This window comes from Shewanella zhangzhouensis (genome assembly GCF_019457615.1).
Lineage (GTDB): Bacteria > Pseudomonadota > Gammaproteobacteria > Enterobacterales > Shewanellaceae > Shewanella > Shewanella zhangzhouensis.
In genome coordinates this window covers 577,024-590,323 of record NZ_CP080414.1, presented here as the reverse complement: position 1 = coordinate 590,323, position 13,300 = coordinate 577,024, and the positions used below count along the sequence as shown (strand labels likewise).

At 56.0% G+C, this 13,300-nt stretch carries 13 protein-coding genes; 4 read left to right on the top strand and 9 right to left on the bottom strand.

Going from position 1 to position 13,300, the window contains the following annotated elements; translation table 11 throughout:
- The first annotated feature begins 120 nt into the window (after positions 1 to 120).
- A complete protein-coding gene (locus tag K0H63_RS02585) occupies positions 121 to 1,026 on the top strand; it encodes a substrate-binding periplasmic protein (RefSeq protein ID WP_258405641.1) in 906 nt (301 codons plus the stop codon).
- A 113-nt stretch (positions 1,027 to 1,139) separates the two neighbouring features.
- Here the strand turns inward: K0H63_RS02585 and pmbA are convergent, their stop codons facing one another.
- The gene (gene pmbA / locus K0H63_RS02580) at positions 1,140 to 2,483 is read right to left on the bottom strand and encodes a metalloprotease PmbA (RefSeq protein WP_220066583.1); all 1,344 of its coding nucleotides are present in this window, start codon (positions 2,481 to 2,483) and stop codon (positions 1,140 to 1,142) included.
- Between the two features lie 166 nt (positions 2,484 to 2,649).
- On the opposite strand from pmbA, the gene yjgA reads away from it, so the two are divergent.
- Positions 2,650 to 3,198: a ribosome biogenesis factor YjgA gene (yjgA, locus tag K0H63_RS02575; protein ID WP_220066582.1), complete on the top strand. Its 549-nt coding sequence runs from the start codon at positions 2,650 to 2,652 to the stop codon at positions 3,196 to 3,198.
- Positions 3,199 to 3,248: 50 nt separating this feature from the next.
- Here yjgA and K0H63_RS02570 read toward each other — a convergent pair whose 3' ends face one another.
- From K0H63_RS02570 to K0H63_RS02545, 6 genes are all read right to left on the bottom strand, one after another.
- A complete protein-coding gene (locus tag K0H63_RS02570; RefSeq protein ID WP_220066581.1) occupies positions 3,249 to 4,409 on the bottom strand; it encodes an ABC transporter permease in 1,161 nt (386 codons plus the stop codon).
- On the bottom strand, positions 4,406 to 5,533 hold the full coding sequence (locus K0H63_RS02565) for an ABC transporter permease (RefSeq protein WP_220066580.1): 1,128 nt from the start codon (positions 5,531 to 5,533) through the stop codon (positions 4,406 to 4,408). Before K0H63_RS02565 ends, K0H63_RS02570 begins: the two co-directional genes overlap by 4 nt.
- A 3-nt stretch (positions 5,534 to 5,536) precedes the next feature.
- On the bottom strand, positions 5,537 to 6,505 hold the full coding sequence (locus K0H63_RS02560) for an HlyD family secretion protein (protein WP_220066579.1): 969 nt from the start codon (positions 6,503 to 6,505) through the stop codon (positions 5,537 to 5,539).
- Positions 6,502 to 7,866, bottom strand: coding sequence for a TolC family protein (locus tag K0H63_RS02555; protein ID WP_258405696.1), 1,365 nt, complete (start codon positions 7,864 to 7,866; stop codon positions 6,502 to 6,504). The genes K0H63_RS02560 and K0H63_RS02555 overlap by 4 nt, the downstream gene beginning before the upstream one ends.
- 466 nt (positions 7,867 to 8,332) lie before the next feature.
- The gene (locus K0H63_RS02550; protein ID WP_220066577.1) at positions 8,333 to 8,635 is read right to left on the bottom strand and encodes a MafI2 family immunity protein; all 303 of its coding nucleotides are present in this window, start codon (positions 8,633 to 8,635) and stop codon (positions 8,333 to 8,335) included.
- Positions 8,628 to 9,236, bottom strand: coding sequence for a hypothetical protein (locus tag K0H63_RS02545; protein WP_220066576.1), 609 nt, complete (start codon positions 9,234 to 9,236; stop codon positions 8,628 to 8,630). Before K0H63_RS02545 ends, K0H63_RS02550 begins: the two co-directional genes overlap by 8 nt.
- A gap of 304 nt (positions 9,237 to 9,540) precedes the next feature.
- Between K0H63_RS02545 and K0H63_RS02540 the strand changes: the two genes are divergently transcribed.
- Both K0H63_RS02540 and curA read left to right on the top strand, forming a co-directional pair.
- Positions 9,541 to 10,131: a TetR/AcrR family transcriptional regulator gene (locus K0H63_RS02540; protein WP_220066575.1), complete on the top strand. Its 591-nt coding sequence runs from the start codon at positions 9,541 to 9,543 to the stop codon at positions 10,129 to 10,131.
- Positions 10,132 to 10,240: 109 nt separating this feature from the next.
- The gene (curA, locus tag K0H63_RS02535; RefSeq protein ID WP_220066574.1) at positions 10,241 to 11,275 is read left to right on the top strand and encodes an NADPH-dependent curcumin/dihydrocurcumin reductase; all 1,035 of its coding nucleotides are present in this window, start codon (positions 10,241 to 10,243) and stop codon (positions 11,273 to 11,275) included.
- A 153-nt stretch (positions 11,276 to 11,428) separates the two neighbouring features.
- Here the strand turns inward: curA and K0H63_RS02530 are convergent, their stop codons facing one another.
- Together K0H63_RS02530 and tldD are read right to left on the bottom strand one after the other, a co-directional pair.
- The gene (locus K0H63_RS02530; protein ID WP_220066573.1) at positions 11,429 to 11,602 is read right to left on the bottom strand and encodes a hypothetical protein; all 174 of its coding nucleotides are present in this window, start codon (positions 11,600 to 11,602) and stop codon (positions 11,429 to 11,431) included.
- A 242-nt stretch (positions 11,603 to 11,844) separates the two neighbouring features.
- A complete protein-coding gene (tldD, locus tag K0H63_RS02525) occupies positions 11,845 to 13,293 on the bottom strand; it encodes a metalloprotease TldD (RefSeq protein WP_220066572.1) in 1,449 nt (482 codons plus the stop codon).
- Positions 13,294 to 13,300 lie beyond the last annotated feature (7 nt).

Here is a 13,300-nt window from a genome sequence, read left to right as displayed (position 1 = left end):
CCGGGATCCAGATCAAATTTACGCGTTCGTACGCTATTTCTGTTTTCCCCCACCCAGTTTTTTGTGTAACTCTTAAGCAGGCATGAAGCCAAGAACAGAGCAATCAAGGAGATATATTAAGTGAGGCCGCCGTTATTCTTACTGCTGATGCTCTTGAATGTGCCCGCTGTTGGGTGCGAGTTGACCATGGGTTACCGCACCAACGAACGCCTGCCTTATATTCACGCAGAGCCCACGGATACCGGGCTTTTTGTCACCCTCTTTGAGGAGGCAGCAAAGCGTATCGGCTGCAACCTGACCGTAATCCGCGCCCCGAAAAACCGCATTATTCGCGAATTGGAGCAGGGCCATATCGATTTCTACCCCAGCTTGAGCTTTACCCCGAAGCGTGCCAAATATGCCTGGTTTTTCCCGAACGGCCTGCCGGAGCGCTATACCGGGATCAGCCGGATAAATTCGCCGGATATCAAACAGCTCGATGAGCTGGTTCCCCATAAGATGGTGCTTCTGATGGCACCCGGCAGTTACGACCTTGGCGGACTGCCCAAGGGACTCAATCAGCGCCGCCCCCAGGACCTGGATATTCCCAAGGCCTTTGCCATGCTCAGGGCCAACAAGGGCGACTTCTTTATTTATGATGAATTTACCCTGGAGTATTACCTCCATCAGGAAGGGGGGGATGGCCTCAAACTGCACCCTGATTGCTGCGAAAAGCCCCGCACCATGTTCTTTGGTTTTTCCCGCAAGAGTGCTCATTTTCAAGAGATAGCCAACCCGGACTTTTTAGCCGACAAGCCGATGTCCGCAAACAATCAGCCGGGTATACCGTCACCCAACAGTGTTGCCAGGCAGCTGGTGCAGGCGCTTACCGAGATGATGCATGATGGCACCATCGCAGCCTACAGAGAGGCTGTGTTACATCCAGAGATACAAGCGCCCTCTGCCACCACACAAGAAGTTCAAGCCACAGACACGCCGCCAGCCGCTGCAGAAGCCGCCTCCAAACAAGACAAACTGCAGCCATAGCCGGTCCACTGGCTGAGTGATGCCGCCACCGGGTTCTGGCTAAAATCGGCTACAAAAAAGCCCCGGCAATACGGGGCTTTTTTTGGCCTGAATGGCCGATTCTGTCAGGCGTATCAGTTACCTGCTACCTTCATGCTATCCAGCAGGATACCGCCGGTGCGGATGGAAGAGCGCAGATCTCTGTCCTGACTCACGGCCTGAATACTGCGATACATGTCTTTAAGGTTACCGGCGATGGTGATTTCTTCCACCGGGAACTGGATTTCACCGTTCTCCACATAGAAACCGGCCGCGCCGCGGGAATAATCACCCGTCACCATGTTCACGCCCTGCCCCATGACTTCGGTCACGATAAGCCCCTTGTCCATCTGGCGAACCAGGGCATCGAAATCCACGCCTGTGTCATTCAGGGTCCAGTTGTATATACCACCGGCATGACCTGTGTTGGTCATCCCCAGTTTACGGGCCGAATAGGAAGTCAGCAGGTAGGTGGCGAGCAGCCCGTCCTTGATGATGTCTCTGTCCACAGTCGCCACCCCTTCGCTGTCGTAGGGGGCGCTGGCAAGGCCCGCCAGCAGATGCGGCTCTTCGCGGATATTCAGCCACTCGGGGAACACCTGGGTGTCCAGCGCATCCAGCAGGAAGCTTGATTTGCGGTACAGGCTGGAACCACTGATGGCACTGATAAGATGACCAATGAGGCCGGTGGCTACCTCGTGGGCAAAGAGTACCGGCATGGTACCTGTGGCAATTTTGCGGCCACCGAGGCGACTTAATGTCTTGGCCGCAGCCTTTTGCCCCACCAGCTCGGGAGACAGCAGCTCGGCATATTTGCGGGAAATGCTGTAGTCGTAATCCCGCTGCATGTTGCCATCGTCTTCTTCGCCAATCACAACGCAGCTTAAGGAGTAACGTGAAGAGCAGTAGCCATTGAGGAAACCATGGCTGTTGCCATACACCTTGATACCCGTGTGGGCATTGGCGCTGGCACCATCGGAATTTTTAATGCGCGGATCGGCGTCGAGGGCAGCAGCCTCAGCGCGAACAGCAAGCTCTGTCAGCTCTTCCGGAGTCAGGCTCTCTGGATGATAGAGATCCAAATCAGTCACGGCTTTGGCCATTAAACTGGCTTCTGCCAAACCGTTGCAGGGGTCAGAGGAGGTATAGCGGGCGATATCATCTGCGGCCTTTACTGCCTGACGGATGGCCTCGGGGCTTAAATCGGAGGTGGATGAACTGCCCTTGCAGCCATCGCGGAATACCGTGATCCCCAGTGCACCGTCTTTATTGAATTCAACGGTTTCCACTTCCTTGAGTCGGGTAGAAACCGACAATCCCTGTTGCTTGCTGATGGCCACTTCGGCGGCGCCTGTTCCCAGGGTTTTGGCGTAGTCCAGCGCCATGGCCACGGCATCCTTGAGGGCGTTCAATTCCAATTCAATTTTGTTAGATGACACTGTCTTGCTCTTGTTCACTGCCTGATGGGGCTAAGCATAACAAAGCCCTGTGGCAAATCACATCCACAAATGTGCTCCCTTTGCAGACAAAATCTGCGCCCGAGGCAGCAGTTTCCCCTGCTTAATGGTAATATTGCCGGATTGCGTGTAGAGAGGTTTTTAGCGAATGAACGTCGTTGGCGATCCAGAGAATTTCAAACAGCCCTATGATGATGACGAAAACTATGTCAGTAAGTCATCTTTCAAGCGGGAATCCCATGCTGCCCAGGACCTGGGTAAGCGTCTGCTTGGTCTGAGCAAGAGCCAGCTCGAAAAGCTGGATCTGGAAGAAGACTTGCTGGATGCCCTGGCTGCAGCCAAAAAAATTAAACCCAACAGTGAGGCCCTGCGCCGTCAGGTCCAATTTATTGGCAAACTGATGCGTAACCTGGACACCGAGGCCATAGTCGCTTCGCTGGACAAACTGGCCAACAAGAACAACAACCAGGCTGCCCGTCAGCATGTACTGGAAAAAATTCGCGATCGTTTGCTCACCGAAGGCGACAGCGAGATCCAGGCGCTGGTAGAGGAACACCCCGCATTTGACCGTCAGAAGCTGCGTCAGATGGTGCGTGCCACCGCCAAGGAAGTCAGCAAAGATGCCGAAAAAGGTCTGGAGTCCAAGGCGGCCAAAGAGCTGCTCAAGTACCTTAGGGACAATACTCCCGAGTCTTGAAGACTGCCATACCGCCAGACAGATCAACGCCCCGCAATGCGGGGCGTTTTTTATGCCTGTTTGGGGATACCCGGGCGATCCACTTCCCGCTGCCTGACAGCCAGCCCCCACCATGCCAGTGCCAGATACACCAGTGCCAACACCCAAAGGGTTAGCCATTCAGAGAAGACAGCGTCAAATCCCGCCCCCAACTGATTGAGTTTGAGCATGCCAAAAATGGCAGGCACTGCCGGAATGGCCTGTGCCGCCATCACCAGAGGCTCCGGAATGAGCGAAAGCGGCCACACAAAACCGCTGACAAACAGAATCGGCATGGAGGCCAGCAACATCACCTGAGTAGGCATATCGCGGCGGCGGAACAGGCAACTCGCCGCCACCCCGGCCGCGGCGGTAGCCACATAAAAAGGCACGATAAAGGCAGCGATATCCCCAAGCCCCGCCTGCACACTGACCCCATACCAGTGATAACACCAGCCAAGGTAAAAAGCGCCAAGGGCAGCATAGATAAGGCTAAATGCCGCAAGACGGCCCATCAAGAGTTCAAGGGCCGACACCTGCTGCCAATAACCCGATTTACGCCATTGCCCGGCCCCCAAAATACCGGTACCAATCAGCAATGTCTGATGCAAAATGAGCAGGAACAGGCCGGGCACCACATAGGGGGTGTAACCCAAACCCGGGTTATAGGCAGGCACTGCATTCAGGTGCATGGGTGCCAGACTGAGGCTGGCACCGGCAAAAGACTCGCCCCGACTCAACATCCCCAGCAGCTGTACCGACTTTGCAGCATCCATACCGGCGGTCACCAGGCCCTCCACCAGTGCCGAGTAAACCAGAAAGTAACTGGCATCGCCGCCATAGCTGAGAGTCGCGCCCTTGCCCAGCAGGAGATCGCGTTTAAAGCCCGCCGGGATCACCAGCAAGCCATGGAAGTCGCCGCTGGCAATATAGTGCTGCGCCTCGGCCACACTGCCTGCCCCCCTCGCCACCCGGATTTTCGGGCTGGCATCGGCATGACGGATAAGCTCCCTGCTGAGGCTGGTATTGTCCAGGTCAACCACCACCAGCGCCTGCTCGGTAGGCACCTGATTCAAATAGGGCAAGGGGTACAACAAGGCATAAAACAGCACCCCACCAAACAGGGTCACGGCAATCGCCTTATCGGCGACTATGGCTTTGAGTTCCTCAAGGATAAGCCGCAGCAGTGTCATGACTGCGCCTCCTTAAGCCCTTTTCGTGCCAGCAGCCCTATTGGCAACAAAAGCAGAAAAAATGGCATAAAAGACAAATTCTTACTCAGTAACTCCATGCCGCTTACACCGTAGCTCACCAGGGCAATATGGGAGTCAATATAGTGGCTCGATGGCATCAGCAGTCGCCAATACTGCGCCGCTGCCGGCATATCGTGTACCGGAAAGGTCACCCCCATAAAAGCAAAGGCCGGGGCAAACAACGCGGTGCAGAAACTCACCACACGGGCGGACTCCTGCATCAATAAAAATATCACTGCCACTATCAAAAAGACCGCCAGCAGCAGGGCCAGCATGGCGGGAATGAGCCACAGCGGCGAGGCCGCCACCGGCAGTTTCAAATAGCCAAACAGCAGCGCATGGATAAAGAGCCCCTGCAGCATCAACAGCGGTGTGTAGCAGAGCAACTTGGCACCCAGTTTTGGCAGCATGCCAATGGCTTCTTGCCGCGCCGCGGGTTCCAACTCGCGGTTGAGGGCGTTGGCAAACACCAACATGGCCGTGAGCTGCCACAGGGCAATCAGCACCGGCGGCACCAAAAAGCCCACGTAGTTGTTGTTACGGTTAAAGAGCGCCGTGGTTTGGGTGGCGACGGGGGCGATATTGATATGCGCCTGATGGGGATTGGCGCCCCGGGCCAGCTGCTTGCTGTAGGCCAGCGGCTTCATGGCATCGGCAATGGCTTGCTGCAAATTGGCGGCAAGCAGTTTGCCCACCAATAAGAACTGGCCGTTGTAACGCACATCCACCGTGGGCTGTACGGCAGTTTTCAATTCGCGGGAAAAGCCGTGGGGCACCACCACCAGGGCATAGACCTCGGCACGGTTCATGGCGTCCTGGGCCTGTGGCAAAGACGCGAAGGATATGGGGCTGACGACAGGGTTTGCGGCCATATGGCGGCCCAGCTCACGGCTCAGGCTGCTGTTATCCAGGTCCACCATGGCCACCGGCAGTTGCCTCGGCAAGGCGGCACTGAAAAGCCACCAAAGTGCCAGCATGGCAAGAATGGGCAGGTAGCTGACCAATGCCAGTTGCCAGGGGTTTTGCCACAGTGCGCCAAGCTCACGGCGCAACAGGGTTTTCATCGCTTATTCCCAAATGGCAGACATGCCAACCCGCAACCCTTCGATGGGGTGCTGGGGCACCAGCTCCACCTTGAAGGTGCGCAGGTCAAAGTCGTGGCCACTCTCGGTGGAGCGCCAGGTGGCAAAGTCGCCCATTACCGCAATATGGCTCACCTTAAACTCGGCGCGGGTATCCAACGCTGGAATATACAGCTGTTTCAGTTCGCCTTTTTTCACATCCTTTAGCATGTCTTCCCGCAGCTGGAACACGGCCCAGGCGTCATTCATGTCCACCAGACTCACCACAGGGAAACCGGACGGCGCCAGCTCGCCGGATTGCAGCAGCACTTCCGACACTTCACCGCCCCGTGGCGCGCGCATCTGGCTGTCGGCCAGAATGGCGCTCACTTCCTTTACGGCGCCCTCGGCCATACGGGCATTGCCGGCGGCCGCCGCCTTGGTTTCTTCCCGGGCGCCTTCTTCGGTCATCTGATACACCGCCAGTGCCGCCTGCTCTGTGTATCTGGCCGCCTGCCACTGGGTATAGGCTTCATCCCGCTTTTGCCTTGGCACCACGCCTTCGTTAAAGAGGTTATCCACCCGCTCGAAAGTGGTTTTGGCGAGATCCAACCCGGCTTTGGCCTTGAGCCACTGTTCTTTCTGGGCGGCAATCTGTTGCTTACGGGCACCGGTGTCGGCCTCAAGCTGCATGGCACGAGCAGCATCCCGGCCCCCTTCGGCCTGCATCAACTTGGCATTAAGCTCGGGGCTGTCAATCACGTAGAGCAAATCCCCTGCTGCCACAGTATCGCCGGTGCGCACCATCACCTGTTCGATGCGACCGGGCACCTTGGAAGAAACATGGTATTCACGGGCTTCAATCTGGCCCTGCAAGGGCGCCTTGGCAGGTGTGTGAGCCAGCATCAGCCCCCAGCCGAGGGCTATCACCAGCGTCACCAGTGCAGACGTTGCCAGCAAACGGTTGACTGTCATTGTTTTTCTCCCATGGTGGCCGACACTCGCTGGGCCTGACCGATAAATTCATCCAACTGGCCTGAGATGGCCATCAGGCGCGCATAGGCCTGCACATAACGAAACTTGGCACCCAGCTGCTGGGTATCCACGGCGGTGAGTTTCAGTTCGGCGTCCACCCGCTCGATAGAGGTGGACATGCCCTGATTAAAGGCAAGCTCCCTAAGCCGCAGGTTTTCCATCGCCAGCGCCCGCGAGCTGTCGAGGGCACGATATTCTTCTTCGGCCTGCTTAAGCTGACGAAAGCTTTGCTCCAGTAACAGACTCAAGTCTTCCCGGGTTTGCGCCTTGGTGTGGCGGGCCTGCAGCAGTGCGCTGTGGGCGGCTTCGACCTTGCCACTGCGACCGTCGCGGGAGAGCAGCGGCATCTTAAAGCCCACTCCCAGCATCCAGTCCGGCTCCATTTTCGCGAACAGACTATCGTCCTCGTACAGGGTGTAGTTGCCGTAAAGGAATACTGTGGGCTTGTAGGCGCCGCGCTCGACCTCAATCAGGCCGCTGGCCTGGGTTTCCTTGGCATCCAGCAACTTAAGCGCCGGATGGGATTTTTGGGTCAGCTCTGCAAGGCGCGGCAGCGAAGGTTCGCTCGGCGCAATAAAAAGCCCTGACGAGGGGGTATCGGCTTTTTTCAGCAGGCTTTTCAGGGCGATATTGGTCATCTCATACTGGCGGCGACTGCTGGATGCCTGCACCCTGGCGTTATCCAGGGCCACTTCGGCGTTCAGGCGCTCGACTTTGGCGATTTGTCCCTGGGCCTCAAGCTTGCGGGCATGGTCGACGTGTTTTTCCAGCGACGCCACCAACTTGTCCTGGGTACGGGCCAGCTCTGCCGCCACCATCACCCCGTAGTACCTGTCCACCAGGGTGGTAAACAGCTCACGGCGGGTGAGCTCACGCTGCTGCTCTTCTTCAGCAAGCAGGGCCTCGTGTATGCCCTGGGCCGCACTGATGCGCCCACCCGTGTAGATGGGCCACATGGCCGACAGGCTGGCACGGAAAATATCCTGCTCGGTGAAAGGAGTAATAAAAAGTTCGCCGGGAATACTGCCAAGGGCCGCGCCCAGGGCGGGCGGCAGACTTGCGGGGTCGAGTGAGGCCATGGGATTAAGATCCCGAAGATCCATCTCCAGCGGCTTTTCGAGGCGGGTATAGCTGCCATTGAGCGACAGCTCCGGCAGGTTCATGTCTTCACCGGCATCACGCTCGGCGCGGGCCCGGTCGACCTTGGCGCTGGAGGCCGCCAGTTTATCGCTAACCTGTTGCAGCTGCTGCCAGGCCTCATCAAAACTCTGGGCATGGGCAGCTGTGGCTATCACAGACATGCCGACGCAAGACGCAAGCACGGCCGCAAACAGAGCTGATTTAGTGATGCGGCCTTTTTGCGCAACAAGCGTACGCCTTGCCCGCTGACGGGACGAACACACCATTTTTGGCAGACAAACCAGTGTGGTGATAGGTTTCATTGACACCTCTAGAGCATTAACTCTAATTCCAGTGGCGGATGATAGCATTCCATTCTCTGACTCACCAACGGGCAGTTGAGCGCCATGACATCCACATCACGTTTGCCATCTCAGTTCAGCAGCCCAATACCCTGCGCCGCAAAGACTCAGTCGCCAGGCCGAAAAGGCCGCCAATAAGCCATGGTAAGTCCCCGGATCCTAATCTTTTTTGGTGAATGTTTAAACCTTGGCAGCACGTGCAAGCATGATGTCTAAAGGACTGGGGGGGCAGCTTTCAGGGTAAGCAGCTGCAAAAATCTTGCGGCGAGCTGAATAAAACTGTCTGCTAAGCCGTTTCACTTTCGCCATATCGTAAAAACAATAACCCCTCAGCATTACCCATTCGCCAAGGGGCTGAGCTATTCCGTTCGATGAGTTCACACAGTTGAATAGCAGGCGGCAAAGTCGCTATCACTTCAGTCAGTGCCACATTGACGCATTCCAGATGATCTTCGGGGGCATCATCCGTAAACACTGCATGAAAAAAGAGCGTCTGGCTTTCAATGTGCGCATAGATAAATCTTAGAGTCGGAGGCACTGCGCCAAGCAAGGCTCTTTGAACACTCAGTACCAGGGTGTTGTTATTCATGACGGCCACGCCAACATCTCTTGTCCCATTTAGAGAATTCGCAAGCGCCTGCCATTTGTGTTTTCTCATATCGCATTACTTTGGGAGAGAGCGACACCCGATCAAATAACGTCAAATAGTCACTTTCGCGATTCAACTTAATAAAAACCGATGCTATTACTTCTGTTATTTCTTGCTCCGGCCTTATCATCGACAATCTTACATCGAGGCCGTAGCTTTCTGGCTTCTCTGCACTCATGTTTGACTGAAATTGCCTGAAAGTATCGACAGCCTCAATTGTAAGTTCAAATTGATATTCAGTGCGTTCCGGTACTGAACTGAACCAGGCATCGTCCTTCGGAATGTCTTTCTGAGAAATTAACCCAATTGGGAAATAAAATTTTAAGTCGCCTTTGTGCGTTGTGATGGTTACAGCCATCTCAATATTATCTTTATCAAGCTCGACTGGCTTATCGACGTGAACTTTCACACTCAAGTCTTCGGGTTCCAGCTCTAAAAACGCGTTTTCATCAAATGAGCTCAACTCAATCATAGTGCTGAGCGGGATACTGGCGCAGCCTGAAAAACTCAAAAGAAGTAATACTGTTAAAATCCGTTTCATATCAGTTCCATATTCGGGTGAACAAGTTTCTCGATACAAGCTTACATATTCATCGGGAAACTAACACAGATTTTCCCTAACGCCTGATAATACTTCCACGTTTCATTTCATACGCTTGATAAAAAACGCAACTAATTTCACTTTCACCGCGTTCAGAAGCCGCCATTCCCACTCGATTTCACTTTGAGCCAAACTGAACACGCAGCGCGAGAGCAAAGCCTGGGGAACAACCCCAAATGACCGTACGATCACCAAGCAAAAAAAATACTAGACGACTGGTCTAATTGTCGATATTATCGCCGCCATGAACACCAAAACCCAAGACACCCGGCAACACATACTCGACATTGGCTACCAACTGGTGGTCAACAAAGGCTTTGCCGGTGTGGGCCTGTCGGAACTGCTGAAAAACGCCGAGGTGCCCAAGGGCTCCTTCTATCACTACTTCAAGTCCAAGGAGCAGTTTGGCGAAGCCCTGATCCAGGCCTACTTCAGCGACTACTTAAGCCAGCTGAACCAGCTGCTTGAAGCTGCCCCGGGTAATCACTTTGACAAGCTGATGCACTACTGGCAGCGCTGGAGCGAGCAAAACAGCTGCCAGGGGCAGGCCGGAAAATGCCTGGTGGTAAAGCTTGCCGGTGAGGTGTCGGACCTGTCGGAGCCCATGCGTTTGGCACTCCTTAGTGGCACCAACCGCATCATAGGGCGAATAGCCGACTGCATCGAGCAGGGGCGAGTGGCGGGCGAGCTCAACATCGGTGACAGCCACCAGATTGCCGAGCAGCTTTATAACCTGTGGATCGGCGCCAGCTTGCTGAACAAGATACGTTTGGACGATGCCAGCCTGCAGCAGGCACTGCTGACCACCAGACAGGTGTTGCAGCCAACGGCCTGAGCCGGAAGCCAAACACGAGAATAGCCCCAAATCCAAGCCGCTATTTCGATAGCGGATTTTTTGAAACGAACACTAGACGACTGGTCTAATTTAAACAAAGGACAGAGTTATGACTGATTCCATCAACCGCCGCATCGTGTTGGCCTCACGCCCCGTTGGCGCCCCCACCAGCGACAACTTCCGCCTGGAAACCCTGGCCAAACCCGAACCCAGGCAGGGTGAAGTGCTGCTGCGCACCATCTACCTGTCACTCGACCCCTATATGCGCGGCCGCATGAGCGATGCCAAGTCTTATGCCGAACCTGTAGCCTTGGGCGAAGTGATGATTGGCGGCACCGTCTGCCAGGTGGAAGTGTCCAACCATCCTGACTTTGCCGTGGGTGAGTGGGTACTCGCCTACAACGTGGGCTGGCAAAGCTATGCCGTGTCCGGCGCCGAAGGCCTGCTGAAACTGGGGGCCAATCCAAGCCACCCTTCCTACGCCCTCGGCGTGATGGGCATGCCGGGCTTTACCGCCTATATGGGCCTGCTCGACATTGGCGCGCCCAAAGCCGGTGAAACCATAGTGGTGGCCGCTGCCACCGGGCCTGTTGGTGCTACCGTGGGCCAAATTGGTAAGCTTAAGGGCGCGCGGGTGGTGGGTATTGCCGGCGGCGCCGACAAGTGTCGCCATGCGGTTGAAGTGCTTGGCTTTGATGCCTGTATCGACCACAAGTCAGCCAACTTTGCCGCCGAACTGGCCGCCGCCTGCCCCGACGGCATCGACGTGTACTTTGAAAACGTCGGCGGCGCCGTGTTCGATGCCGTCATCCCGCTTTTGAACACCAGCGCCCGTATTCCGGTGTGCGGCCTGATTTCCCAGTATAACGCCACCGGGCTGCCCGCCGGACCGGACAGACTGTCGCTGCTGATGGGGCTGATTTTGACCAAGCGCATTAAGGTGCAGGGCTTTATCATTTTTGATGATTATGGCCACCGTTACGGAGAGTTTGAGCAGGATATGAGCCAGTGGCTGGCCGAGGGTAAAATCCAGTACCGTGAGCAAATTGAGCAGGGTCTGGAAAACGCCCCCGAGCAACTGATTGGCCTTCTGGAGGGCAAAAACTTCGGCAAGCTGGTCATTCAGGTGAATCAGCCTCTCTAAATGTTTGCCTGACTCCGGCGCTAAGCCCCCAAGGCCGCAGCGAAGAAGTCCAGAGCCAAGCTTTAAGAGCTGAGTAATCCGGAAGAATCATCGATGAAAAAAAGCCTGTCCACTGGACAGGCTTTTTTTCAGGTGGCTGATGCCCGACACCTTTCAGGGGCGATAAGCCTGCACAGCGTTTTGGACTTTCGGCGCCTCACTCAGGGCCGCCAGCCCCGGATCCACAGGCTCGCCCCTGGCTGTCTCACCGCTGTTTAACTTGGTATCCGGTTTATCTGCCGGTTTAGTCTGCTCAGCCTGTCCGCCACACGCACCACAACAACTCATTTCGATGTCCTCGCTTTGGTTTTCCTGGCCCGGATTTCCTGCAAGCTCAGGTGTCTCCGATTGGAGATGCGAGCCAACCTTAGAGCAGTTTTCCCCGGAGGTAATTGACCTGGGTCAGTTGCCAGATGCTGTGAACGAGAGACTGGGTGACGGAATTCGCCCAACAAAAAGGCGATCCCCAGATCGCCTTAAAAATAGTCTCGCCTTTAATAATCAGTACAGCCTGATTGAGTGGCGGGGCCTCAGGCGGTGCCACCAACGGTTAAGCGATCGAGTCTAAGGGTAGGCTGGCCAACGCCGACGGGCACGCTCTGGCCGTCTTTGCCGCATACGCCCACACCCTTGTCGAGCTCGAGATCGTTACCCACCATGGAAATTTGGCTCATGGCCTCGGGGCCGTTGCCAATGAGGGTCGCCCCCTTGATGGCAAGGGTGATTTCGCCTTTTTCTATCAGGTAGGCTTCAGAGGCCGAGAACACAAACTTGCCCGAGGTGATGTCCACCTGACCGCCGCCGAAGTTGGGTGCGTAAATGCCCTTTTCCACCGACTTGATGATATCGGCAGGGTTGTCCTGACCGGCTGTCATGTAGGTGTTGGTCATACGTGGCATGGGCAGGTGGGCGTAGGACTCACGGCGACCGTTGCCTGTGGGCGCCACTCCCATCAAACGGGCGTTAAGCTTGTCCTGCATGTAGCCTTTCAGGATACCGTTTTCAATGAGCACGGTACGGTGCCCTGGTACACCCTCATCGTCTATGGTGAGGGAGCCGCGACGGCCCGGCAATGTGCCATCGTCCACCACAGTCACCAATTTGGATGCCACCTGCTGGCCCACCTTACCACTGAAGGCGCTGGAACCTTTGCGGTTAAAGTCGCCTTCCAGACCATGGCCAACGGCTTCGTGCAGCAGTACACCCGGCCAACCCGGACCGAGCACCACAGGCATTTCTCCGGCTGGAGCATCCACGGCGGTGAGGTTTACCTGGGCCTGACGCACAGCTTCACGGGCAAAGGCAAAGCACACCGGCATGCCGCTGTCGTCATTGGCAAAAAGGGGCGCGAAATCGTGGCGACCACCGCCACCGGCACCGCCGCGTTCACGCTTGCCGTTTTCTTCCATAATCACCGAGCAGTTGAAGCGTACCAGCGGACGAATATCGGCCGCCAGGGTACCATCGCTGGCGGCTACCAGGATTTCTTCGTGCACGGCTGAGAGGCTCACCACCACCTGGATGATGCGGGAATCGAGGCTGCGGATGTAGGCATCGGCCTGACGCAACATGGCGATTTTGGTGGCTTCTTCCATGGCCGCTATGGGGTCGGCGCTGTCGTACAGGGTCTTGGCACCCTGGCGTTTCCAGGCTTTGACCTGATAATCACTGCCGACCTGCGCTATACCTCGGGCCGCCAGTGCTGCCGCTTCGAGGGCGGCCGGAGTGATTTCGTCGGCGTAGGCGAATCCGGTTTTCTCGCCACTGATGGCGCGCACTCCCACACCCCGCTCGATGTGGAAGGAGCCTTCCTTGATGATGCCGTCTTCCAATACCCAGGTTTCGTGCCTGCTGCCCTGAAAATAGAGATCAGAAAAGTCCACATTATGGCTGTGGATGAGTTTGAGGTACTCGGCCAGGTTATCCAGGCTCAGGTTGTTGGCGAGCAGGCTCTGTTCAACTTGGGTTAAAAACGGCATCTGGTTT

Bases quoted from the DNA above. Each gene is read 5' to 3' on its own strand.
- K0H63_RS02555 (WP_258405696.1), bottom strand. From the start codon at position 7,866: ATGTCTGTGATAGCCACAGCTGCCCATGCCCAGAGTTTTGATGAGGCC.
- K0H63_RS02570 (WP_220066581.1), bottom strand. From the start codon at position 4,409: ATGACACTGCTGCGGCTTATCCTTGAGGAACTCAAAGCCATAGTCGCC.
- K0H63_RS02550 (WP_220066577.1), bottom strand. From the start codon at position 8,635: ATGAATAACAACACCCTGGTACTGAGTGTTCAAAGAGCCTTGCTTGGC.
- K0H63_RS02565 (WP_220066580.1), bottom strand. From the start codon at position 5,533: ATGAAAACCCTGTTGCGCCGTGAGCTTGGCGCACTGTGGCAAAACCCC.
- K0H63_RS02530 (WP_220066573.1), bottom strand. From the start codon at position 11,602: ATGAGTTGTTGTGGTGCGTGTGGCGGACAGGCTGAGCAGACTAAACCG.
- K0H63_RS02540 (WP_220066575.1), top strand. From the start codon at position 9,541: ATGAACACCAAAACCCAAGACACCCGGCAACACATACTCGACATTGGC.
- yjgA (WP_220066582.1), top strand. From the start codon at position 2,650: ATGAACGTCGTTGGCGATCCAGAGAATTTCAAACAGCCCTATGATGAT.
- curA (WP_220066574.1), top strand. From the start codon at position 10,241: ATGACTGATTCCATCAACCGCCGCATCGTGTTGGCCTCACGCCCCGTT.
- tldD (WP_220066572.1), bottom strand. From the start codon at position 13,293: ATGCCGTTTTTAACCCAAGTTGAACAGAGCCTGCTCGCCAACAACCTG.
- K0H63_RS02545 (WP_220066576.1), bottom strand. From the start codon at position 9,236: ATGAAACGGATTTTAACAGTATTACTTCTTTTGAGTTTTTCAGGCTGC.
- K0H63_RS02560 (WP_220066579.1), bottom strand. From the start codon at position 6,505: ATGACAGTCAACCGTTTGCTGGCAACGTCTGCACTGGTGACGCTGGTG.